A 23,706-nucleotide genomic window follows, 5' to 3' on the forward strand; every position below is an offset into this window, starting at 1 on the left:
TAATCATTTATCTAGAAAACAAAAGGAAAATATCCCCTCTATATCCTTCTTAAAATTTCCTTACACATGAAAATTATTCAATTTTTTCTATAAGTTAGTTATTCTAAAATGAGGTATCCATAAAGTAACTTGTAAATTCTGCTTTGTTAAATTGGTAGTAATAAGCTTATAGAAGCGAGCAAAAAAAGCATGTTCTGAAGAAAGATAAATCAGAACATGCTCTTAATTTATTTATTTGATACTATAGACGTTGATCTTTCTGGAAGTTTAGTTGAAAATGATCCGCTTCATTGTATACCCCGAATTCATATCCTTTTTCCTTATAAAATTTAATAATTTCCGGAAGCGCTTGTAATGTCTGTAGTTTTTCATGCATTAGAACTACTTCCACATCTTCTGTTGTTGTACGCTTTACATTTTCTATAATTTGCTGTGGGTTACCTTTTAATTTCCAATCATTTGAATCTATCGTCCAATCCCAAACTTTTATTCCTGCTTCTACAATTTTGTTACGAATGTCCTGCCCCTTTAATCCTGGTGCAGATCCGTATGGGGGACGGACTAGTTTAGGAGTTGTACCTGTAATATTATGAATAAGAGCTAACGTTTCTTTCATCTCCGTTACAAATTGTCCTTTTTTGTATAGCTTATCACTATTATGTGTCATACTATGTGCACCAATATAATGTCCTTCTTTTACTGCTCGTTTTACATTTTCCTGAAAACCGGTATTCTGTAAATTGCTACCTTGCATAAAAAATGTCGAAGCAACATGTTGCTCTTTTAGTACATCTAAAAATTTCCCAGTTAATTCGCTAGGACCGTCATCAAATGTTAAATAAACAACCTGTCCTACTGGTTTTCCATCAGCTCTTTTCTGTTTTGCCAGTGATGTGTCCTCTTTCTTTTTTTGTTGTTGCGTATTAGCTAGCCTAATATTTTCATTAGCTACCCCTTTCGCTGGGATAGAGTTCCATTTCCCTATTAAAAAGAACGTGAAAAAGGTCGTTGCTAAAACAACTCCTAAAGATAGTATTGCCTTAGTTACTACACTTGTTTTTTTCTTATTTTGTGATTCTTTCATTATGTTTCGATCCTTTCCCTACTCATTTTCATATTCATTATTTATGCAGCTAAACATTAACTTCAGCTGATATTTACAATAAATAGATTAATAGAGGAAGGTGAAGATAAAATGCAGATAATGTCGAAATTAGTTAAAGAATAGCCTATTACATCGACTCTTTAAAAAAATATTTGTTTCTCTACTACAGTTAAATTTGAAAACTGGATATACATCCAAAATAAAAAATACTACTCTTTCTAAATAACATTTTCACCTCAAGATAATAGCATACCGGTATAAAGATAAAATACAGAGATGGCCGTACTATTGAAATTCTATTATAATTTTGTAATTGGAATTCATTTGAACCAAATGAAGAACTAGAAGAAATATTATTATGTGGAGGTACTCCGATGAACCTTGTAATTAGAGAGTTAGAAACAAATGATTTAGATAATCTCCCGGAGATTGATGACAGTTTTATAGTGAATGCTCGGTTAATTCTTTCTCTTTCCAAAGGAAATAGACGCATAGAATATACAGTAGAAGACGTTCCAAGTTATGAAAAAAGTTATTTACAAAATCAAGATGATAATGAAGAACTGGCTTACAATGAATACATAAATAAACCTAATCAAGTCATTTACATAGCTCTGTTACATAACCAAATCATTGGATTAATGGTATTAAAAAAGAATTGGAACCACTATGCTTACATAGAGGATATAACGGTAGATAAAAAATATCGTACAATCGGAGTTGGCAAAAAATTAGTTGATCAAGCAAAGCAGTGGGCAAAAAAAGGAAATATGCCAGGTATCATGCTTGAAACGCAAAATAATAATGTCGCAGCATGTAAATTTTATGAAAAATGTGGATTTGTAATTGGTGGGTTTGATTTTCTTGTTTATAAAGGTTTGGATAAGACAAGTGATGAAGTTGCAATTTATTGGTATATACATTTCAAATGATAATAGTTTATAACGTAAAAAACTCAAAATAAAACCCCAATTTCTCTATATTAAAATCGAGAAATTGGGGTTAAGTTATTTAAAACAAATAACTAATTAATAATCCTGCTGACAACAAGAAGCCGAAAATCGTATTTGTCATCGCTGTTGATTTCATTGCGATGCGCATATATCCAGGATCCTTTGCCCCTTTTTGGAAACTTTGAATCGCAGAAATTGGCTTTCTCAAACCTAAGAACATAACTAATGCCCAAGGGCTTATATAACCCATTAATACAATTACGGCAATCCATAAATACGCAATGAAAAAAGCTACCGCTAGTGTTACCACAGCTTTTTCTCTCCCAAGGAGGATTACTAATGTCTTTCTTCCACCTTTAATATCTTCTTCGATATCTCGGATGTTATTTGACATATTGATTGCACCTACTAAAATTCCAATTGGAATGGAAATCAATACACTTTCAATCGTTACAGTATTCGTTTGAATAAAGAAAGCAATGAGCACAAAACATGTCCCCATTAACAACCCAGAAACTAATTCTCCAAACGGGGTGTACGCAATTGGTAATGGACCGCCTGTATATAAATAGCCAACTGCCATCCCAATTAAACCAATAACCACTAACCACCAACTACTATTCATACAAATATAAATGCCAATAAAAGCTGCTACGACATATAATAAAAGCGCAACTGTTAACACATTTTTTGGCTTCAATCCATGACGGACAATTCCGCCACCGATGCCAACGGATTCAGCGGTATCTAATCCGCGTTTGAAATCATAGTACTCATTAAATAAGTTCGTTGCTATTTGCAGCGCTAAACATGCAAGCATCATCGCAATAAATAAAAGCCAATCAATTTTGGCAACATAAAGTGATGCCACTGTCCCTAAAATTACAGGAGAAAACGTCGCCGTTAATGTATGCGGGCGCGTCATCTTCCATATTAATTTAGCGGAACTAATTTCCTTTTCATTCCCCATAACTCTGTTCAATCTCCCTACATTTGAAGTATAAATTACTAGCAGTATCTTTCTATCTATTTCCTGCCACGCATCCATTCATTATAGCAATAAATGATTATCCTTTCTAACAAATCAACTTTTAATAAAGTAAAATTTATAAAATGAAACTTTAATCAGTAGTAACTTCTTGTTTTTGGTCACTCGAAACGAATTCAATTGTAAATGGAGCCCCTTCTTCTATCGCTCTTTTCAGTACCTCAAACGGTGCGAATGAGACAAGTTCTCCAAAACCATCAAACAATACAGTTTGTATTTTCATTTTTAGAACAACTCATATGTTTTGTTTTATAAATCCCAAAGGAGAAGAAAGGTTATCTACAAATTAATAATGAAGACAACCTCTCTCCCCTTACTCTATAAACCTTCAAATGTTCCTCTAACTGCCTCGCATCTTCTAATACACTTAGCGTTTTCTTCACAAAATTCCAATTCAAACTACCGGATAACCATAACAATGAAGAAAGTCTCTTATAATCATTTGGTGTTACAATATTATGTACCGTATACCCTTCTAAAAATGAACTAGCAACACTTGAGCATACTTCATGAGACTGTATTCCTTCTGTTCGCGAGTACCATTTTATTAAAAAGGCTAGTCCTTCAATACGATCAACATATCCAATTGATTCAAAATCTACAATTCCTTTTACACATTGACTTGAGTCCCATAAAACATTCAAAGGATTTAAATCTGTTTGTACAATAAACTGTAAATTACTCGTATATGCGCACTCTATATGATATGTAGCAAGATTTATGTACTCCCGTAATTCCTTACATGCGCTTACCTTACTTTCTAACATATCAATAAACTGGGCATACCCATCTAAATGGGATTTCTTTTGAAAAATCGAGCTTTGAAATGTACTAGAAATATCATGAATCTTTCTTGCCTTCTTTCCAAACGATTCTGCAATAGATTCTGTGCAGTGTGTAAGATGCTCTCCTTCAATCCAATTAGACAATACAAATCGGTACTGTTCATCATTCCAAGTGACTAATGTAAATGACTCCCGTGACGTATTCTTGTTAATTTGCATAAAAGGAATTCCATGCCCTCGTAAATAATAGGTAAAGCGTACTTGCTCTTTCAATTGTTCATTTGATAACGCTCCAAAAGCTGGATTGATTATTCGATTGCTATTCATAAACCGTGCGGAATATCGCTTTCCATTTACCATGATTTTATAGTGTAAATCTGTATGCCAGCTATTTATATGTAATTCTTCTTCTATTACTAATGAACGGATTTCTGTAAAATAATTCATTAATACATCTTTTATTATGTGCTTCACTTCCTTCTCTCCTTTCATACAAAAAATTAACGTACATGCAATCCATTCTATTCCCCATAACAAAATGTATTTCACTTCATTAAGCATAGCTAGGATATTTCAAATAGGAAATAGAATTATAGAAAATAGTAGATGGGGGGCATATTATTGAAGAGATTAACATTCGGTATAATTGGAGCATTAAGTATCACCTTATTAATTGGATGTACAAGTAATTCAAATGAAACGAAAGCTTCCAATAAAGAAGCATCCACAACAGTGAAAGAAAAAGAAATTGTATATGAAAACGTTATGTTTGAACAAAAAGAAGTGAGAAAACTTGAGATTAGTCCTGTAAATTCAAAAGGGAGTAATAAAATAGTAAATAAAACAAATATGAAAACAATTTTTACAAGTATGGAAAGCGCAGAGAAAAAAACACTCCTTCTAGATCAAGATGCAAAAAAACATATGCATTCAAAAATGAAGGTTACTTATCAAGATAAATCTATGCAGGAATTTTTTGTTTGGATAGAATCGGATGGTGACATCGTAATGGCAAAAGCGAGCGATGAAACACACGGTGAAGGTTATGATTTAAGTGAAGATAATTCTAAAAAAATCATTCAGTTTTTCGAAAAGGCATCCCAGTAATAATTATACAATAGATAAAAAGCCGCATTTGCGGCTCATAAACTTATTGAACTAACGAATACCTTACCGTTTAATCGCATCCACAATTAACGATGGGCAACCAAGTTTATCTCCTTGATTTCTAGGATCATATCTTTTTGATCGGAAAATAACGCCATCATTTGCATCCCATTCTTTGTAATAAAATTGCCCATTTTCATCGCAATATTCCAGTAAAACTATTTCAAATCCAGCTGTTTCAAACATTTTCGTTAATGTTTTATAATTATAAACGATTTTATGGCTTGCAGCTGGATGGTCTTTCGGGCCAGGTCCGCCTACTTGCACTATATTTTGATATGTTTCATCTTGGAAAAATGCATCAGGGACACCGCACCGAATATGGCCTGACGGTTTTAAAAATTTATAACAAATGCTAGCTGCTTTTACCCCTTCTTCAAAAGTAAGGTGCTCCCATACATGCTCTGCTAAAATAGCTGAAATGGAGTTATATTCAAATCTTGCTTCCCACATTGTTTCAACTAATAAGTTAAGATCATCTTCTTGCGTTTGAATCCAGCCCGGATTGTTATTAAATGCCCCAGCTGCCACTACTACTTTCATTTCGTCTTGTTTTATTACCATTATTTTCACCTCGTATGAATTTTAAGTCATTAGATTTTTCGTAAAATCGGATTTGCATGTCCTTTTCTTACATGTATGAATTAAAAAAACTACTTCTATATTCAACAGATTATTCAAATAGAAAATAATATCCTACATAATTAAAAACATTTGTAAACCCTACATTTTCCACAACTGCAACAGAAGGCTTGTTCAATTCCATACAGTCCCAATATGGAATAATATCATTCTCCAAACAATCTTTTACAAAACTATGCGCTATCTTTTGAGCTAATTTCCTCCCCTGGTAACCCTCTATTGTTTCAATATCTATGCAGTGTATATTTTCAAATACAAACCCTGAAAAACAAACACTCACAATTACATCATCATAAACAATGCAATAACCGATTCCCTCATTGAAAAAACGATCCGATGAAGACCAAAACTCTAAAATTTTTGATTGTAAAAAATCAATATTCTTAAATGTATTATTACTATTTTCATAGAGAGCTTTACTCATTTTCAGCACAGTATATTCCTGTTCAATTTCAGGTTCATGATGATTTTCATAATCCTTTTTTCTTAGCGTATACACTCTTTGATTCCAACTCTTTAAGTTACGGTGCTGAAATATTCTTTCAATTGTTTTGTTCCACTTTGAATGATTTCCGATTCCTTCAAAGCAATCTAATCCTGCTTTCCTCGCCCTAGGTACTATTACATTATTAATAAAACGATTCATTTCTTTATTAAACTCTTCATTTTCAGCATCTCCAATAAAGAAGAAGCCATCATTATTACCTAACCAAATGAGTCCCGAATTAGGAGAAGACACGTTATCTACAAATATACGACCAGGATTCACTCCTGCAATTACAGCTTTGACTTCTAATTGACCGTGTTCATTTATTAAACCACTACATTTATAAAAATCATTCTTGCTTAATTCAGAAATCATAAGTTAAACCACCTTCCTGAAACCACTCTATTCTAACTTTATCATTTTATCGGAATATTCTCTATTCACTTAAGTGATTTTTGTAAATCAATGCAGCCTTGCTTATGTATAGTAAAAAAGAGTCAATCCTCTATGCAATAGAAGATTGACTCTTTCCTTTATTTATAAAAATTGTTTCATACATTGAAACTCAGACCACTCTTTTTCCTATCTGATCATCAAATCCCCACTGAACATGTGAGGGTATAATTGGAGACATATAATCCGTATGACTACAAAGAGTAACGACTAAATCAACGCTATTTAAAACTCAACCAAGCATCCGCCCAGTCCGCATGATCATTTCCGTTACCGTTACCTGCATCATCAACGACTAGTTTTAATTCTTTTTTACCTGTAAGGTCAACATCAACAAATTTTGCTGGCGTATTATAGTACATTGTACCGCTATTAAATACTTCAGCCCCATCAAGTAGTACTTTGAACACGACTGAACCACCTTTACCGCCAGGTTCCTGGTCGATTCCTACATATGAATTAAATCGTTTGTAAGTTGCATTTGATATATCATAGGTGATTTCTGACTTCGAATGCGTTCCGATTCCTTTTTTATACGTAATCGGTCCTGTCGTTCCGAGTAATGAAAGCGGGTTTTTGTCAGTGCTTTTATCTTTTTGAACCGTTGCCCATCCAGCGGTTGCTTTTATCCATGAAATATCACTCAGGTAGATGCCGCCGGAAGCCACTTGAACTTTCGTTGATGTTACCACCGCATTCCCTAATTTTACAGAGACCCCAACTTCTTTCACTCCTTTAAACTCGGATGGCGGAGTTATAACAAACGAATATGTGTCCTCTCCTCCTGCAGTTAATTGAAAGTCTGTTGTTAATGGCTGCGCATTCCAGCCATCTGGTAATTGCAGTTCAATCTTTCCAGGTGTCACTTTTTCCCTTATTTCATTTTGAACCTTTACCTTTAATGTAGTCGAACCCCCTTCAACAATAATTGGATTGGGTTCAACATTTGCTGAAATTAGCTTTACTGCTGGCGTTACTTCTATTTGATTCGTTTTACGAACAGTCCCGCTATCTGTATTTACTTCAGCTTCAATGGAATAATTATTAGAAGCCACATCAATCGGGACCGGTAAATCTGCCTCAATTGTTTTCGATTGCCCTGGTTCAACGCCTTCAAAAGCTACTGTAATCGGTTTAACATTCCAGCTCTCTGGAGCCTTTACAACCACTTCTCCGGAAGAAGATTTCAATGAACCGAAGTTTGATAAATTTGCCTTTACTTTAACTGTACTTCCTGCCGTTATACTACTCGGAGACTCTAGATCGAAACTAAGCATAGACTCAATTTTATAAGTTTTACCTTGTTCCGTTTTAAATGAAATCGTATCTCCATCTTTCGTAAATGGCACCGGTGTATTCGTTCCGACTCTTGTCACAGTAACTGGTGTATTGAACATTGGACTTTTTAACTTTACATCGTTTCCGTGATCAGAATTCACCTGAATGACTGTAGGCATACCATTTTTCCAGTTCGCATCAATCGTAAATGCACCGCGTGCTCTTAGTCCTTTATAAGAACCGTCCTTCCAAGCTTTCGGAAGTGCAGGCAATAATTGAATGGAGTCGGTATGGCTTTGAATTAACATTTCAGCAATTCCCGATGTTGCGCCAAAGTTTCCATCAATTTGAAACGGTGGATGCGTATCAAACAGGTTACTAAGCGTACTTCCTGTAAGTTGCCCTTGCAAAATTTTATAAGCATGGTCACCATCTAATAAACGTGCCCATAAATTAATTTTGTTCGCTTTACTCCAGCCCGTTCCCTCATCACCACGATGGTTTAAAGTAACTTTAGCAGCCTCAAGCCATTCCGGTGTATTGTGATTAATCATACTTCCTGGATATAGTGCAACTAGCTGAGATATATGCCTATGCGTTTCGCCAGGGTCATCTATATCATCCTTCCACTCTTGCACTTGACCATATCTACCAATTTGAATTGGTGGGAATAATCGATCCCTTTTAGTCTTTAACTCATCTCGAAACGCCGTATCAATCTGCAAGATTTCACTAGCTTCAATTACATTTGAGAACAACTCATACACTAACTGTTGATCAAAAGCGCATCCATTCGAGATACCACCAAGCTCTGGAGACCAGCACGGAGAAACAACTAACTTCTTATTTTGATCTTCTACTAAAAACTTACTATGAAACTCCGCCGCTTCTTTCAGTATCGGATAAATCTTTTCTTGTAAATATTGTTTATCATCCGTAAATTTATAATGTTCCCATAGGTTTTGACCGATAAAAGCATTCGCACTAGGTGCCCAACCCCAGCCTAATCCCCAGCCAGGCGCTGTAAATCCAAATGGATTATTCATCGTATTAACGGTCCACCCGCCACCTGTAACACCGAAATGTTTTTCCGCCGAAACCCTTCCTGGTGCTCTTAATGAATCAACATAGTCCATTAATGGCTCAGCTGTTTCGGACAGATTCGCCACCTCTGCAGGCCAATAATTCATTTGCAGGTTAATATTGAAATGATAGTCACTTTCCCACGGTGGTGTGTTCGAATTATTCCATACACCTTGTAGATTTGCAGGAAGCGTTCCTGGTCTTGAAGAAGAAATGAGCAAGTATCTTCCATATTGGAAGAATAGTTCTTCTAAATACTTACTGTTTTGTTTACTATAAGATGCTAGTAGTTCATTTGTTGGAACAGATGGGTTTTCCCCTCCTAAATTTAAAGAAACACGATTAAATAAAGAGTGATAGTCTTTAATATGCGTATATTTTAAAATCTCATAACTCTTCTTAGAAATAGAGGCCATGATTTTTTCAACCTTTTGATGTGGATCTTCTCCTTTATAAGTAGGGTATTTATTTTCATAATCAGTAGCCGCAGTCATAATAATTGTTAAACTATCTGCATTCGCTACTTTAATTTTCCCATTCTCCGCTGTTAAAGTACCTCCCTCATTCAATACTTTAAATTCTGATTCATATTTCATTCCGTTATTCGCTATTTGTCCTTTAATAGTGATTTTATTATCTTTGGACGTTACTTGCCCTCCCTGCGCGCTCGTTGGTCTAACATCTAATGAAAGCTGTTTAGATTCACTAGCTGTTAAACGCATAACCATAACGCGATCAGGATAACTTGTGAAATATTCCCTATTATATTGAACACCTTTATAGTTATAGGAAACAGTAGCAATACCTTCATTTATATTTAATTCCCTGCGATAATTTGAAAATGCAGATGGATCTGGCATATTAAAATCTAAGTAAATGTCCCCAAAATTTTGATAGGACCCAAACCCTTTTTGAAGACCTGTAAGAAATTGCGAAGATTCCCTTTCCGCGCCTGATTTATCACCTTTTGCTAACTTTTCCCTAATGCTACCTAAGTGACTCGCTGCTCCATCACGATTCCCGTACGTATACTCACTCGTACTGCTTGGTCCGCCAGTCCAAAGCGTTTTTTCATTAAACTGAATACGTTCTTGCTGGACTCCGCCAAATACCATGCCGCCCATATAACCATTACCGATTGGCAATGCTTGTTTTTCCCAATCTTTTGCTGGCTCATTGTACCAAAGCGATAGTTTCTTTCCCTCTGATTTTGGAGTGTCAATCGTAATAGGTGATGTTGCCTCTACCCTATTAAACTCTCCAGTGCTTCCTAAAGAGAATAATAACGTACCAAAGAGCAATCCCCCTGTTAATAAGTTCCTAAGTTTCAAATTTCCATCCCCTTTTGAAAAGCGAATGTAAAGTGTCCCCTTCTGCGCATTGACTTATTTTATTCTCTCCTTGAGATTCGCTATTCTTTTATATGGAAGCATAATAGGCAAACGTACATTTGCCTATTACACCTCTTTTTCCTTTTTAAAAAAAGAAATAATTATCTAGTAAATGCCGCTGTTACACCACCATCAACTGTAATCATACATCCAGTTGTTTTATCCGCCTTTGAAGAGGCAAAGAAAGCAATTGATTCAGCGATATCTTTCGAATAAATATTAACCAATAATGTTGTACGTTTACGGTAATGTTCCTCTAACTGGTCCGGCTCAATACCATATGCTGCGGCACGTTCTTCACGCCATTTCGAACCCCAAATAGCTGATCCTTGCAGAACCGCATCTGGAAGAACTGAATTTACACGAATACCGTACTCACCGCCTTCAGCTGCAATACATCTCGCTAAATGTGTTTCGAGTGCTTTTACAGAGCTGTATGCTGTAGCGTTTTTCCCGGCATACACAGAATTTTTTGAGCCGACAAATACCATATTCCCCCCAATGCCTTGCTGTTTCATTTGCTTGAACGCTTCACGTGCCACTAAAAAGTATCCCGTTCCAAGCACGTTCATATTTAAATTCCATTCTTGAAGCGTTGTTTCATCGAATGGACTAGACGTCGCAAGCCCTGCATTGTTTACGATACTATCAACGCCTCCGTAAGTCAGAGCTGCCTGTTCAAATGCCGTCTTCACTTCTTCTTCTTTTGTTACATCCATTTTTACCGCAATAGCACGGCCTTCACCATACTTATCATTAATTTCCGCTGCAACTTTTTCTGCCCCTTCAAAATTCAAGTCAGCAAGCACTACATGTGCACCTTCTGAAACAAGGCATCGTCCCGTTTCACTTCCAATTCCGCCAGCACCACCTGTAATAAAGGCAACTTTGCGGGAAAATTCCGCTTCTGCTGGTGCCAACGATAATTTATATAGCTCTAATGGCCAGTACTCAACATTGTAAGATTCGTTTTCATTTAAAGAAACAAAACTTCCAAGTGTTGTGGAGCCTTTCATTACTGAAATTGCCCTATGATACAGCGCACCACTTACTTTTGACATCGCCACATTTTTACCGGTATTCACCATACCGATACCAGGAATTAAAATAACGCGCGGTGCCGATTCAAACATTTTGTCTCCTTCGTATTTGTTACGTTCAAAGTAAGCTTTATACTCTTCTTTAAAGCTTTCAACACCAACCTTTATGCTCTCTATTAATCTGTCCATATCTTTCGTTTGCGGATCCCAATCAATATAAAGAGGACTGCGCTTTGTGTGAACTAAATGGTCAGGACAAGCCGCTCCAACTTGAGAAAGTTCTCGTGCATCGCGGCTGTTTACAAATTGAAGTACTTCATCTGTATCGTCATAGGATAATAGCATTTTCTTTTCATCACTAACTGCCCCGCGAATAATCGGCATTACTTTTGCAAGAATACTTCTACGCTCTTCTCCTGAAAGTGCTTCGTATTTTTGACCTCCGAATACAGTGCTTTCATTCACTCGCTCATTAATATATTGTTCTGCCTCATTAATGACCGCAATTGTTTTTTCATAGCTTTCTTTCGCTGTTTCTCCCCAAACGACTAAGCCGTGTTTTTCCATTAATACTAGTTCAGCATTTGGATTATTTTTCACGCCTTCTGCAATCATTTTTGATAATGTAAATCCCGGACGCACATATGGAACCCAAACGAAGCGATTACCGTAAATTTCTTCCGCAATTTGTTTTCCATTATGTGCGCAGCAAAGACTAATAATAGCATCTGGATGTGTATGATCCACATGTTTAAAAGGTAAAAATGCATGTAATAACGTTTCGATAGACGCACGCGGATGTTTGCTGTCAATCATACAATGAGATAAGTACTCTACCATTTCTTCATCTGGCATTTCTTCGCGCTCCATCAATAAACGAATGTCTTCCATTTTTAAACCAGTAAAGTTTTGCACTTTCATAGTCGCTAAATCAGATCCGCTTCCTTTCACCCACATAACCTCTACATCATGACCACGAAAATCCTTTTCAACTGTCTTTACCGATGTGTTTCCACCGCCCCAATTACATACAGCACGGTCTGTGCCAATTAAATTTGAACGATACACTAATTGTTCCAATCCTTGCGATAATTGAGATGCTTTTGCATCTTCCCATAAACTTTTCACCATATTTTTTACCCCCGCTATTTTTTATTGTTCTATTATTTCGGATACTAAACTCTTTAAAATAGTAGTATCCGTATGTTCAAGAGTTTGCTATTACTTGCACTTCTTTTACATGTAAAACACTTTCATTCCAGTGCGAAAAAATATGCTCTATAGTAACCCCCCCGACATATTATCAGGGGGAACTTTTTTTCCTTAATGGTATAATGGACCAAAGTTTTGGCAGGCACGGTAATCTGCTGCTTCTGGATCGTTTGTTCCGAACATGCCCCATGCACTCGGTCTAAAGATTTGTTCTTCTTTGACGTTATGCATATTTACAGGAATTCGGAGCATTGAAGCAAGCGTAATTAAATCACTACCAATATGACCGTAGCTTATTACACAGTGGTTAGCACCCCAATTATTCATCACGGTGTAAACATCCTTAAAAGCACCTTCTCCCGTTATATTTGGAACGAACCAAGTTGTTGGCCAAGTTGGATCTGTTCTCTTATCCAATATGTCGTGCACCTCTTCTGGGATTTCAACTGAATAGCCTTCTGCGATTTGTAAAACAGGACCTAAGCCTTTAACAAGATTGAGACGGGCTGCTGTTACAGGCATATTTCCCTTTGTTAAGAAATCACTTGAGAATCCGCCCCCTCGGAAATACCCTGTTGAAGCCGGTCTCCAAGAAGTAGCTGCTAAACAATTTTGAACTTCTTCCTCTGTAATTTCCCAAAACGGTTTTATAGCAGGCTTTCCATCTTTCGTTTGTTGTCCTGTCCCATCAAGTGCAGCTGAACCGGAGTTAATCATATGAATAAATCCCTTTTCTGCTAATCCTTTAGGTTTATGCCCTGTCACACGTTCTACTGCCTCCGGACTCCAATACGTTCTTACATCAGCAAAAACTTGAGCTGTATTTGTTAATAAATGGCCAAATAGCATCGTAACTCCATTTAAACTATCATTTTCAGTAGCCATAATGTATGGCGGGCGAATTCCGTTCCAATCAAAGGAGGAATTTAAAATTGTCTCCATAAAATCACCATTTGGGAAATGATCCGTCCATTGACGCTGACCTTGGAAACCTGCGGAAATAGCATTGTATCCTAGCGCTTCCTCACCATAGCCAAGTTCCACTAGTTTTGGATTTCCAGTCATAAGATCCCTTGCAATTAAAGTCATTTTAACGCTAGTTTCCCAGTCTTTATTTTTTTGCTCCCGTGACCTTTGCATTTCTTCCGCATTATTATCTGGACCTTCTGGACAATACTCTTTTACCCAGTTTAAAGCTTTTTCATATTCTTCCTTATCATAAATCTCTTCATCTATTCTTCTTACAAATTCGGTCATATCAATATATTCATTTCTCATTCCTAAATAATCTTGGAAAAATTCAGGTTGAACGGTACTACCGGCAATCCCCATAGATACAGACCCCATCGACAGATACGATTTTCCTTTTAAAGTAGCAACGACAAGGCCAGACTTTGCAAATTGAAGTAGTTTTTCCTGCACATCTTCTGGAATGGATGTATCACTTAAGTCTTGCACATCTTTCCCGTATATGCCGAAAGCTGGAATGCCCTTTTGATTATGGGCAGCTAAGACAGCTGCAAGATACACTGCCCCTGGACGTTCTGTTCCATTAAATCCCCATACTGCTTTTGGAATATCAGGATTCATATCCATTGTTTCAGAACCATAGCACCAACATGGTGTAACAGTAATAGAAACACCAACTCCCTCTACTGCAAATTTTTCAGCCGCTTTGGCCGCTTCCGCCACACCGCCAATACATGTATCAGCGATGACACATTCTACTGCCTCACCATTGTAATGACGCAAGTTTTCGGTTAGTAGATTTGCTACCGATTTTGCAAGATTCATCGTCATATCTTCAAGAGATTCACGTACACCATTTCTTCTGCCATCAATTGTTGGTCTAATTCCGATTTTCGGTAATGTATTGTAGAATCTATTATGAACTGTTTTCATTTTAAAGCTCCCTTCTTACTACATTGTTATCGATTATTTCAATAAAACGGCCGTATGCTTCCTGCCATTCTAATTGGTTTTGAGGTTGATAATGTTTAACAGGAAACGAGTTTTCAACAATCTCTCTACCTTCCTTTAAATCCTTTATTTTTCCTAGCGCGATCCATTGCGATAATGAATTTCCAATCGCACTCGCTTCAACTGGCCCCGCTACAACAGGACGGTTAGTCGCATTTGCGGTAAATTGACAAAACAGATCATTCTGAATGCCACCGCCGCCCATGTGGATAACTTCTATTGACTTTCCAGTTAAAACTTCCAGCTTCTCTAACACCCACCTATAACTTAGTGAGAGACTCTCCAAAATACAGCGGAGGAAACTTCCTTCCGTTTCAGGCGGCTGTTGACCACTCTTTATACAGAAATCTCGGATTTGTTTTGGCATATTTTCCGGATTGAAGAAAGAAGGATCATCTGGGTCTATGAAATGTGCAAATGGCTTTGTATTTCGAATCAACGTTGCTTCTTCTTCGTAAGTAAAAAGCTTGCCTTCTTTTGCCCAAGTCCCCCTACATTCTTGCATGAGCCATAACCCCATAATATTTTTAAGTAGTCGAAACTCGCCATCTGCCGTTCCTTCATTTGTAAAGCCCCATTCCAAAGCCTGTTCATTAATGACTGGATTCTTCACTTGAACTCCCATTAAGATCCATGTACCACAACACATAAACGCAGAACATTCTGACTTTATAGGCAGTGCGGCAAGAGCACAGGCTGTATCATGTCCTGCACCAGCAATAACTTTAACAGGCTTCATGCCAAATTTGTTATGAATGGAAGAAAGTGTCGGACCGAGAGTTGTTCCTGGCATCACAATATTTCCCATGATTTCTTTAGGTAGCTTTAACTTAGTCATAAGGGCGGTATCCCAATTATGCTCATGAATGTGAAATAATGATGTCGTTGTACTAATCGTATATTCATTCGCCTTTTCGCCGGAAAATAAATAACTCAATAAGTTTGGTGTTAATAATAGAGTTTTTGCCTTTTCTATCAAATCTGGGTTATTCTTTTTTATCGTATAAAGCTGGCAAATCGTATTAATTGCTGCTGGCGTGACGCCCGTTCGAGAGAACAAAACATCCCTCGGAATGACTTCCGTGATTTCTTTTAAACTATCATTTGTATGCGGATCTCTATAAGAATAAGGATTGCTAAGCAATTCTCCTGTTGCAGAAAGAAGTCCGAAATCAACGCCCCACGTATCGATAGATAAACTTTCTATCGACTTATGACCGTTTCTAATACTTTTCCCTATTCCATTCTTCATTTCTTGGAAGATCCTTAAAATATCCCAATAATAATGACCAGTTGCGTAAATAGGGCTATTGGAGAACCGGTGAACTTCTTCAAGATAAAGGCGTTTCCCATCAAATCCACTTACCATTAAACGCCCATTAGATGCACCTAAATCAAAAGCCCAAACTTTTTCCATTCCTTCACACCCCTCGGAAACACTTCAATTACTCCGCATCTTTTAGTAGTTGTAATCTATATTTCTCAGAAGATAGATTTCTTAATTCGTGACATTCTTCCTCTGTCAAAATTCTTGGCACGCCCACAGTCGATGCAATCGTATATACTTTGGCCGCTTCTTCTAGAATTTGCATTAGAAAATATGCTTCTTTCATTGTTTTACCAACCGTAAGTACGCCATGATTCCTCATTACGACTACATCATTTTCTTCAATCACATTTGATACAGCGTTAGCCAATACTTCTGTAGTCGGAATCATATATTCAAGATAAGATACGCTTTTGATCATTGCTGGAAAATCTGGGAATAGACTCGGAATGGTATGACCAGTACATGATACACCTACCGAATAACTTGGATGAGCATGTAAAACAGCTGTTATATCAGGACGTTTACGAAAACATTCCAAATGCATTAATATTTCAGAAGATGGTTTTAAATCATCCAATATCTCACCAGTTTCAATATTGACACGTACCCACTCGTGGTCTTCTATCTCTTGCAAATCAAAACCACTAGGAGAGATATACATCATATTCCCATCTCTCATACTCAAATTTCCACCTGCTCCTACTACAAGTCCTGTTTGGACAATCTTATTTGCATATAATTTCAAATCATTTATTACATTAGACAATGTTATACACCTCAGTTTCTCTCTTATTTGCACCGCTAGTTTCGTTTTAGATTTTATTGATATAGCACTTCCTTAATCTTTGGATCATCAATGTTCTTTTTATCGTACCAATAGAAACCAGTGTCAATTGTTTTGGATACTTGTTTCCCATCTAGGTTCTCAACAGCTGCTTTCACAGTTTCGTAACCAATTCCAATTGGATTTTGCGTAATCGCACCTGCCATCACTCCGCTCTTAATCGCATCAATTTGTAGTTTTCCAGAGTCAAAGCCAACTACTACTACACTCTTTTTGTTCAATTCTTTAACAGCATTTACTACCCCTATCGCAGAACCTTCATTTGTACCGAAAATACCTTTTACATTTGGGTGCGCTTGCATAATTGCCTTAGCAGCGTCAGTCGATTTTAATTGATCGCCGCTACCATATTGAATATCGACAAGTTTGATGTTCGGATACTTTGATTTGATTGTATTTACAAAGCCATCGCGGCGTTCAACACCTGTTTTACTTGTCTGGTCGTGAGCAACTACTGCTACTTCTCCTTTTTCACCAACTAATCCAGCCATTTTCTCAGCTGCAAGAGCTGCTGCTGCTTTATTATCCGTTGCAGCTCTTGCTACAGGTATATCTCCCTCAACACCTGAGTCAAATGCAACAACCGGAATTTTTTTATTTTTTGCTTGTTCTAATAAAGGAAGAGCAGCCTTAGAGTCTAATGCCGCAAAACCAATCGCATCTGGTTTTTTATCAAGTGTGCTACGGAGCATTTCAACTTGTTTATCAACCTGCGCTTCCGTTTCAGGACCTACAAATGTAATATTTACTTTATACTCATCTGCTGCTTGCTCAGCTCCTTTTTTAACTGCTTGCCAGAACTGATGCTGGAACCCTTTTGAAATAATAGCCACATAGCGCTTACCGTCATCTTTTGTAGGGGCATTACTATCCTTACTTCCTGTGCTTGCACCATTTGAAGAACACGCTCCCATAAACATTGAAATTGCGAGAATTGACGATAAAACTATGCCCTTTTTTGCTTTCTTCATCCAAAATTCCCCCTATATATTGTTTTATTTAAAAAGCAGTATCGCAATTAATTCTTTGCTTTTTTGTTTCGTAACACATCTGCGTAAACTGCTAATAAGATAACCGCCCCAACAACTACCGTTTGCCATTCTTGAGGTACCGAAAGAATTTGAAGACCATTTGTTAACACACTCATAATCAATGCACCGATAACAGTACCAAGAATTGTTCCTTTACCACCACTTAAAGAAGTTCCTCCGATAACGACTGCTGCGATTGCTTCTAATTCATATCCTGCACCTAAAGCTGGCTGAGCAGAATTTAGACGAGATGCCATGATAATCCCTGCAACACCAGTAAAAACACCTGCAATCATATAGATAATGATTTTCCACTTATCAACATTCACTCCAGAAAGCCTGGTTGCTTCTTCATTGCTTCCTAGTGCAAATGTATACCTTCCGATAATCGTTTTATTTAAAATTAAGCTTGCGAAAATAGCCATTCCAAAAAAGATGAAAACAGCATTCGGAATAGCAAAGCCAGGAATAATAGAACCCATCGCAATTTTGTTAAAGCTTGGTATAGAAGTGAAATAAATTGGAGTGGCTTTCGAAATAACAAGTGCCAATCCTTTTGCGATCATCATCATCGCTAACGTTGCAATAAATGGGGGAATCTTCAACTTTGCAATTGCAGCTCCAGAAATTAAACCTACTACGGCACCTATTAAAATACCTCCAAGTACAGCTACCCAAACTGGTAAACCTAAGTTGACAGCAAATACACCTGTCATAACCGAAGACAAGGTTAGTACGGTTCCACAGGATAAATCAATTCCACTTGTAACGATAATCATTGTTGCCCCTAAAGCAAGGATGCCTGTAACAGCTGTCGATAAAAAGATTCCTATAATGTTATCAAATTGTAGAAAATTAGCTGAAGTAATTGAAAAAATGACAACAAGTACAATTAAACTTGCAAATGCTAGAAGCTGTTGAAGCGCGTTTGAATTTATCCCTTTCCTCATCTTCCCTTCAACTGGAAGTTCGACTACCTTTTGTATTTCCATTTTTGTTCACTCCTTTATCATCCGTTACTATTCATTACATCATTCGTTTTGTTGCAAGAGTCATAATTGCTTCTTGCGATGCTTTTTCATCATTTTTCAATTCTCCTGTTATTTTGCCTTCACACATAACAATCACGCGGTGACTGATCCTTAAAATTTCAGGAAGCTCTGAGGAAATCATAATAATAGATTTTCCTTGCTGTGCTAAATCATGTAGTAACTTATAAATTTCGTCTTTTGCCCCGATATCAATACCACGAGTAGGCTCATCAAAGATTAAGACATCTGAATCTCTAGTCAACCACTTGCCAATAACAACTTTTTGCTGATTCCCTCCTGAAAGATTTTTCACTAATTGATTACCTGATGGTGTTTTTATTTTTAACCTCTTAATTAATTCCTCAGATTGTTGATCCACTTTCGATACATGCATCCAGCCGAAAGGTTTTACATAATCTTTCATCGATGCCATTGCAATATTTGTTTTGACATCCATCCCAACTAGAAGTCCAAACTGTTTTCGATCTTCAGACAAATAGCCAATTCCATTTTGTACTGCATCGGAAGGATTTTTAATATTCTGTCTTTTTCCCTTAATAAAAATCTCCCCTGAATCTAGTGGGTCTGCCCCAAATATGGCACGGGCTACTTCTGTTCTTCCAGCACCCATCAATCCAGCAAAGCCAACGATTTCCCCTTTATACAGTTCAAAACTTACATCTTTTATCGTGTTCCCTCTCTTTAAATTTTTTACTTCAAACACTTTTTCTCTCGTTCTCTCTTTCATTTCTGGTTTTTGATTGTTATCAATTTTCCTTCCAACCATCATCGAGATAATTTGTTCAATCGTTGCATCCTTCGTGTTCATCGTTCCTACGTATGTACCGTCTCGCATAATCGATACACGGTCAGTAATTTTCTTAAGCTCCTCCATGCGGTGAGAGATATATACAATTCCCACACCATCTTGTCGTAATTTCCGAATCATAACAAATAATGCATCGATTTCAGTATCCGTTAAAGCTGCGGTTGGCTCATCCATAATCAGTACTTTTGAATCAAAAGAAAGAGCTTTAGAGATTTCCACCATTTGCTGTTTCGCAACTGTTAAATTGCCTACCAATTCTCTTGGGTCTAGATGAATGTTTAACCTTTCAAATAGTTTTTTCGCTCTGTTATTGAGTTCTTTTTCATCCAAAAAAAGATTAAATAGCCCTTTAGGTTCTCTTCCAATAAAAATATTTTGGGCAACTGTTAAATGCGGAGCCAAATTAAGTTCCTGATGAATAATGCTGATTCCGAGTCTTTGTGCTGCTTTTGTATCTGGAACCTCTATTTCTTTTCCTTCATACGCAATGGTTCCAGCATCTCTTTGATAAATTCCTGTTAAAATTTTCATTAATGTAGATTTTCCGGCTCCATTCTCTCCCAAAAGTGCGTGAACTTCGCCTTTTTTCAATTCAAATCGCACATTAGAAAGCGCTTGCACTCCAGGGAACGCTTTACTAATTCCATCCATTTTCAGCAATAATTCACTCATCCTATCACCTACTACCCTATCAAATTTTTAATGAAACAATATATTAGTTTAATAATGCGTTAATCAGTAACCACGCCCTTTTTTAAAATCATATTAGCATAGAGAGCACTTTCACTCGTTGCAACAATTGCATACGCCTTCTTTGCCCTCTCATAAAATGCAAAGCGGTCAATCATCTCAAAACCATCAAAATGAGTATCATATTTTTTAATTGTCGCATCATATGTTTCCCAAATGGAGGGCGTGGTAGGATCCCCTTTTACGACTTTCATTAATGAAACAGAATGATTACTATACGTATCGAGTGGAAAGAATTGCAAAATTGCCTGTAATACTTCAAGAACCCCATGACCTTCACATCGAATGAGCTTCGTCCCGCAAGAGGCAGCGGGGAAATTGCCATCCGCTAAAACAATCTCATCCCCATGCCCCATTTCTAAAAGAACTTTCATTAAATCTGGACTCATTATTTTCGGTATTCCTTTTAGCATTTCTATCTCCCTTCCGATTTTTATCTTAACGAAAATACGTTTCAACTACGTACACTTTGTGCATCTATTAGTAATGGAGGTGTAAATATTTCATTAAAGGGACCTTCTTCATTATTTAAGCGTTTCAGTAATATATCACCTACCCTTTCTCCCATTTCGTATGGTTTGTGCGCTACCGATATAATCCCAGGCGCTTGTAATAATTGTGCTGCTTCCACATCACCAAAAGAAGCGATCACGATGTCCTCTGGTATTGAGTAGCCTCTCTTTGTTAGTTCAAGAAGAACACCAAATGCCATTTCATTGTTCAAAGATAGAATCGCTGACGGTTTCTCAGTAAAATTAAGAAAATAATCAACTGCTTTCATACCACCTTCTCTTGTGAAAGTGCTATTAAACGTATAGTTTTCATCTTCCTGAATCCCGAACTCTTCCAAAGCTTTCTGAAATCCTTCATAACGCTCTTTACCTGTACTAACGTTTAACAATCCATTCACAAGACCAATAGATCGATGACCCTGTTTTAAAAGATAGCTCGTTAATCTATAAGCACTTTCAAAATTACTTTCTACAACCGAATCTAATTTTGAATCTCCAATCTCAACAGTCCGATCAACTAAAACTATTGGTACACCAGCTTGATGAATACTTCTTACTCTTTCTTCACAACCTCCAGCAGTAGCCAACACAATAGCATCTACCCGTTGTTCCACTAGTAGCTGCAACAATTTATCCTCTTTCTTAGGATTTTCGTGACTACTACAGAAAATAAGGTTATAGCCCTTTTGCTGCACAATATCTTCAATCGCCTTTGAAATTGTCATGTAATAATGATTTGTGATATCCGGAATCACAACACCAATCGTGTATGTTTTATCTTGCTTTAAACTTCTAGCAATCGCATTTGGTTGATAATTAAGCTTCTTCACAGCTAAAAAAACACGATCTTTAATGTCGTCACTTACAAATCCACTTTCGTTTAACACTCGAGATACTGTAGCTGTAGACACATTCGCTTCCATTGCAACATCTTTAATTGTAGATTTTGCCATTTTATCACTCTTTCTTAGTTTTCAAGAAATCGTTTACTTCAGTTTTGTTTAAACCCTTATTTCATCCATGTAAACGATTACTTAGTAGTTTACATGGATAATAATAATTTAATTTTCAGAATATTTCAAGGCTTTTTATAAACATTTTTTTCTCAAAAAATTCACCTATACATCAGATAACCTGAAAAACGTGAATGGAGTCGTTTTTTTCGTGATTAAATCCACGTTTATTACAACATTCTACTACCGTCATACCGTTCTATTTTGAAGTTTCATAGCACATAAAAAAGAGCCTACTCGATTGAGTTGACTCTTTCCTTTATTTACTCACCTGTTTCAGAAAATCGTTTTATACGTTCACCAATTTCATCGCGAACACGTTGAAATTCAGACCATTCTTTTCCTGCCGGGTCATCAAATCCCCAGTGAACACGATTTACGTGCGAAGGTGTCGAAGGACAAACAGAATCCGCATGACTACAAAGTGTAACGACTAAATCAGCATTATTTAAAATGTTTGTATCAATCATATCTGATGTTTGATTTGTTATATCGATATTCACTTCATTCATTGCTTTAATCGCATTTGGATTCACTCCATGTGCTTCGATTCCTGCAGAATATACATTCCACTTACCTCCTAAATATTGTTTACCCCACGCTTCTGCCATTTGGCTTCGGCATGAATTTCCTGTACATAAGAAATAGATTGTTTTTTTGTTTTCCATGTTGTTTTCCACCTTTGTTTTTAAGTTGATTGATCATTAAAATATTTACGTTTAAACCAAAAAGCGACATTTACAAGTGCAATCATGACAGGTACTTCGACTAACGGTCCAATGACAGCTGCGAATGCTGCGCCCGAATGAATACCAAACACACCAACTGCTACAGCAATTGCTAACTCAAAGTTATTACTACCTGCTGTAAATGCTAACGTTGTCGTCACCGGATAGTTTGCACCAATTTTTCTTCCCATAAAGAAAGAAACAAAAAACATTACAATAAAATAGATTAATAACGGAATCGCTATTCTTACCACATCTAGTGGCACGCTAACAATCATCTCTCCTTTTAAAGAGAACATAACGATGATTGTAAATAGCAATGCAAGTAATGTAAGTGGACTAATTTTAGGTATAAACACTTTTTCATACCACTGTCTTCCTTTTAACTTAACTAGTACAAAGCGTGTCAACATACCTGCTATAAAAGGAATTCCTAAATAGATACATACTGATTTTGCTACTTCTATCATTGTAATATCGACAATAGCACCTTCAATCCCTAACCATTCTGGAATTACAGTTACAAATACGTATGCATAAACTGAGAAAAAGAGCATTTGGAATACCGAATTAAAAGCAACTAAACCTGCCGCATACTCTTTATCCCCATCAGCAAGATCGTTCCAAACAATTACCATTGCAATACAACGTGCTAACCCAATCATAATGAGACCAACCATGTATTCTGGTTTATCAGGAAGAAAAATAATTGCTAACACAAACATAAGTACCGGACCAATAATCCAATTTTGTACTAAAGATAGCACTAACACTTTTACATCTTTAAATACTCGGCCCATTTCCTCATAGCGAACTTTCGCTAACGGTGGATACATCATTACAATTAAACCAACAGCAAGCGGAATAGACGTCGTTCCAACCTGTAATGTATTCAGTCCGTCTACTACACTAGGGAACACAAACCCTAAACCAATCCCAACAGCCATCGCTAGAAAAATCCATAGTGTTAAATATCGGTCTAGAAAAGATAAACGTTTCATTTTATTTTCCATC

The 23,706-nt window shown here is 36.8% G+C and carries 19 protein-coding genes and 1 pseudogene; 2 read left to right on the top strand and 18 right to left on the bottom strand.

Features of this window, described 5'->3' with window-relative positions; all coding sequences use genetic code 11:
• Nucleotides 1-241 precede the first annotated feature (241 nt).
• Nucleotides 242-1,084 carry a polysaccharide deacetylase family protein gene (locus ACUL40_RS07895; RefSeq protein WP_063220663.1) on the bottom strand — a complete coding sequence of 281 codons (843 nt, stop codon included), beginning with the start codon at nt 1,082-1,084 and terminating at the stop codon, nt 242-244.
• A 395-nt stretch (nt 1,085-1,479) separates the two neighbouring features.
• Here ACUL40_RS07895 and satA point away from each other — a divergent pair, with 395 nt between their 5' ends.
• Entirely contained in the window at nt 1,480-2,037 is a 558-nt protein-coding gene (gene satA, locus ACUL40_RS07900) for a streptothricin N-acetyltransferase SatA (RefSeq protein ID WP_001054996.1), read from the top strand.
• Nucleotides 2,038-2,116: 79 nt separating this feature from the next.
• Here satA and menA read toward each other — a convergent pair whose 3' ends face one another.
• The 3 genes and pseudogenes from menA to ACUL40_RS07915 all read right to left on the bottom strand — a co-directional run bounded on the left by menA (nt 2,117) and on the right by ACUL40_RS07915 (nt 4,365).
• Nucleotides 2,117-3,028, bottom strand: coding sequence for a 1,4-dihydroxy-2-naphthoate polyprenyltransferase (gene menA, locus ACUL40_RS07905; protein WP_000526090.1), 912 nt, complete (start codon nt 3,026-3,028; stop codon nt 2,117-2,119).
• A gap of 157 nt (nt 3,029-3,185) precedes the next feature.
• A pseudogene (locus ACUL40_RS07910) lies at nt 3,186-3,329 on the bottom strand (DJ-1/PfpI family protein); the annotation flags it as partial.
• 52 nt (nt 3,330-3,381) lie between these two features.
• Nucleotides 3,382-4,365, bottom strand: a complete 984-nt coding sequence (locus tag ACUL40_RS07915) for a phosphotransferase (RefSeq protein ID WP_065212278.1) — start codon at nt 4,363-4,365, stop codon at nt 3,382-3,384.
• A gap of 147 nt (nt 4,366-4,512) precedes the next feature.
• Here ACUL40_RS07915 and ACUL40_RS07920 point away from each other — a divergent pair, with 147 nt between their 5' ends.
• Nucleotides 4,513-4,998 carry a hypothetical protein gene (locus tag ACUL40_RS07920; protein ID WP_000826914.1) on the top strand — a complete coding sequence of 162 codons (486 nt, stop codon included), beginning with the start codon at nt 4,513-4,515 and terminating at the stop codon, nt 4,996-4,998.
• A 63-nt stretch (nt 4,999-5,061) separates the two neighbouring features.
• On the opposite strand, the gene ACUL40_RS07925 is transcribed toward ACUL40_RS07920, so the two are convergent.
• The 14 genes from ACUL40_RS07925 to arsB form a co-directional block, all read right to left on the bottom strand.
• Complete coding sequence (locus tag ACUL40_RS07925) at nt 5,062-5,622, bottom strand: class I SAM-dependent methyltransferase (protein WP_065212229.1); 561 nt, start codon at nt 5,620-5,622, stop codon at nt 5,062-5,064.
• Between the two features lie 109 nt (nt 5,623-5,731).
• Nucleotides 5,732-6,562: a GNAT family N-acetyltransferase gene (locus tag ACUL40_RS07930; RefSeq protein ID WP_065212230.1), complete on the bottom strand. Its 831-nt coding sequence runs from the start codon at nt 6,560-6,562 to the stop codon at nt 5,732-5,734.
• Between the two features lie 299 nt (nt 6,563-6,861).
• Nucleotides 6,862-10,332, bottom strand: a complete 3,471-nt coding sequence (locus ACUL40_RS07935; protein ID WP_139847105.1) for a glycosyl hydrolase family 95 catalytic domain-containing protein — start codon at nt 10,330-10,332, stop codon at nt 6,862-6,864.
• 161 nt (nt 10,333-10,493) lie between these two features.
• Nucleotides 10,494-12,563, bottom strand: coding sequence for a bifunctional aldolase/short-chain dehydrogenase (locus tag ACUL40_RS07940; protein WP_139847106.1), 2,070 nt, complete (start codon nt 12,561-12,563; stop codon nt 10,494-10,496).
• A 192-nt stretch (nt 12,564-12,755) separates the two neighbouring features.
• On the bottom strand, nt 12,756-14,546 hold the full coding sequence (locus ACUL40_RS07945) for an L-fucose isomerase (RefSeq protein ID WP_326037966.1): 1,791 nt from the start codon (nt 14,544-14,546) through the stop codon (nt 12,756-12,758).
• Between the two features lies 1 nt (nt 14,547).
• Nucleotides 14,548-16,041 (bottom strand): rhamnulokinase, encoded by a 1,494-nt coding sequence (locus ACUL40_RS07950; RefSeq protein WP_445422833.1) that lies wholly within the window; start codon nt 16,039-16,041, stop codon nt 14,548-14,550.
• 28 nt (nt 16,042-16,069) lie between these two features.
• A complete protein-coding gene (locus ACUL40_RS07955) occupies nt 16,070-16,720 on the bottom strand; it encodes a class II aldolase/adducin family protein (RefSeq protein ID WP_063220655.1) in 651 nt (216 codons plus the stop codon).
• A 53-nt stretch (nt 16,721-16,773) separates the two neighbouring features.
• Nucleotides 16,774-17,769: an ABC transporter substrate-binding protein gene (locus ACUL40_RS07960; protein ID WP_445422832.1), complete on the bottom strand. Its 996-nt coding sequence runs from the start codon at nt 17,767-17,769 to the stop codon at nt 16,774-16,776.
• Between the two features lie 47 nt (nt 17,770-17,816).
• The gene (locus tag ACUL40_RS07965; RefSeq protein ID WP_180358748.1) at nt 17,817-18,821 is read right to left on the bottom strand and encodes an ABC transporter permease; all 1,005 of its coding nucleotides are present in this window, start codon (nt 18,819-18,821) and stop codon (nt 17,817-17,819) included.
• 34 nt (nt 18,822-18,855) lie between these two features.
• Complete coding sequence (locus tag ACUL40_RS07970) at nt 18,856-20,361, bottom strand: sugar ABC transporter ATP-binding protein (RefSeq protein ID WP_063220653.1); 1,506 nt, start codon at nt 20,359-20,361, stop codon at nt 18,856-18,858.
• A gap of 59 nt (nt 20,362-20,420) precedes the next feature.
• On the bottom strand, nt 20,421-20,852 hold the full coding sequence (locus ACUL40_RS07975) for an RbsD/FucU family protein (protein ID WP_063220652.1): 432 nt from the start codon (nt 20,850-20,852) through the stop codon (nt 20,421-20,423).
• Nucleotides 20,853-20,893: 41 nt separating this feature from the next.
• On the bottom strand, nt 20,894-21,904 hold the full coding sequence (locus tag ACUL40_RS07980) for a LacI family DNA-binding transcriptional regulator (RefSeq protein ID WP_445422831.1): 1,011 nt from the start codon (nt 21,902-21,904) through the stop codon (nt 20,894-20,896).
• 323 nt (nt 21,905-22,227) lie between these two features.
• The gene (gene arsC, locus ACUL40_RS07985; protein ID WP_000428364.1) at nt 22,228-22,632 is read right to left on the bottom strand and encodes an arsenate reductase (thioredoxin); all 405 of its coding nucleotides are present in this window, start codon (nt 22,630-22,632) and stop codon (nt 22,228-22,230) included.
• A 20-nt stretch (nt 22,633-22,652) separates the two neighbouring features.
• Nucleotides 22,653-23,693: an ACR3 family arsenite efflux transporter gene (gene arsB / locus ACUL40_RS07990; protein WP_061457430.1), complete on the bottom strand. Its 1,041-nt coding sequence runs from the start codon at nt 23,691-23,693 to the stop codon at nt 22,653-22,655.
• Nucleotides 23,694-23,706: the final 13 nt, after the last annotated feature.

The sequence above is a fragment of the Bacillus sp. KNSH39 genome (assembly GCF_052656585.1).

Excerpts from the sequence above, each read along its gene's own strand:
- ACUL40_RS07895 (WP_063220663.1), bottom strand. The coding sequence starts at position 1,084 with ATGAAAGAATCACAAAATAAGAAAAAAACAAGTGTAGTAACTAAGGCA.
- satA (WP_001054996.1), top strand. The coding sequence starts at position 1,480 with ATGAACCTTGTAATTAGAGAGTTAGAAACAAATGATTTAGATAATCTC.
- menA (WP_000526090.1), bottom strand. The coding sequence starts at position 3,028 with ATGGGGAATGAAAAGGAAATTAGTTCCGCTAAATTAATATGGAAGATG.
- ACUL40_RS07925 (WP_065212229.1), bottom strand. The coding sequence starts at position 5,622 with ATGGTAATAAAACAAGACGAAATGAAAGTAGTAGTGGCAGCTGGGGCA.
- ACUL40_RS07930 (WP_065212230.1), bottom strand. The coding sequence starts at position 6,562 with ATGATTTCTGAATTAAGCAAGAATGATTTTTATAAATGTAGTGGTTTA.
- ACUL40_RS07940 (WP_139847106.1), bottom strand. The coding sequence starts at position 12,563 with ATGGTGAAAAGTTTATGGGAAGATGCAAAAGCATCTCAATTATCGCAA.
- ACUL40_RS07945 (WP_326037966.1), bottom strand. The coding sequence starts at position 14,546 with ATGAAAACAGTTCATAATAGATTCTACAATACATTACCGAAAATCGGA.
- ACUL40_RS07950 (WP_445422833.1), bottom strand. The coding sequence starts at position 16,041 with ATGGAAAAAGTTTGGGCTTTTGATTTAGGTGCATCTAATGGGCGTTTA.
- ACUL40_RS07960 (WP_445422832.1), bottom strand. The coding sequence starts at position 17,769 with ATGAAGAAAGCAAAAAAGGGCATAGTTTTATCGTCAATTCTCGCAATT.
- ACUL40_RS07965 (WP_180358748.1), bottom strand. The coding sequence starts at position 18,821 with ATGGAAATACAAAAGGTAGTCGAACTTCCAGTTGAAGGGAAGATGAGG.
- ACUL40_RS07970 (WP_063220653.1), bottom strand. The coding sequence starts at position 20,361 with ATGAGTGAATTATTGCTGAAAATGGATGGAATTAGTAAAGCGTTCCCT.
- ACUL40_RS07975 (WP_063220652.1), bottom strand. The coding sequence starts at position 20,852 with ATGCTAAAAGGAATACCGAAAATAATGAGTCCAGATTTAATGAAAGTT.
- ACUL40_RS07980 (WP_445422831.1), bottom strand. The coding sequence starts at position 21,904 with ATGGCAAAATCTACAATTAAAGATGTTGCAATGGAAGCGAATGTGTCT.
- arsC (WP_000428364.1), bottom strand. The coding sequence starts at position 22,632 with ATGGAAAACAAAAAAACAATCTATTTCTTATGTACAGGAAATTCATGC.
- arsB (WP_061457430.1), bottom strand. The coding sequence starts at position 23,693 with ATGAAACGTTTATCTTTTCTAGACCGATATTTAACACTATGGATTTTT.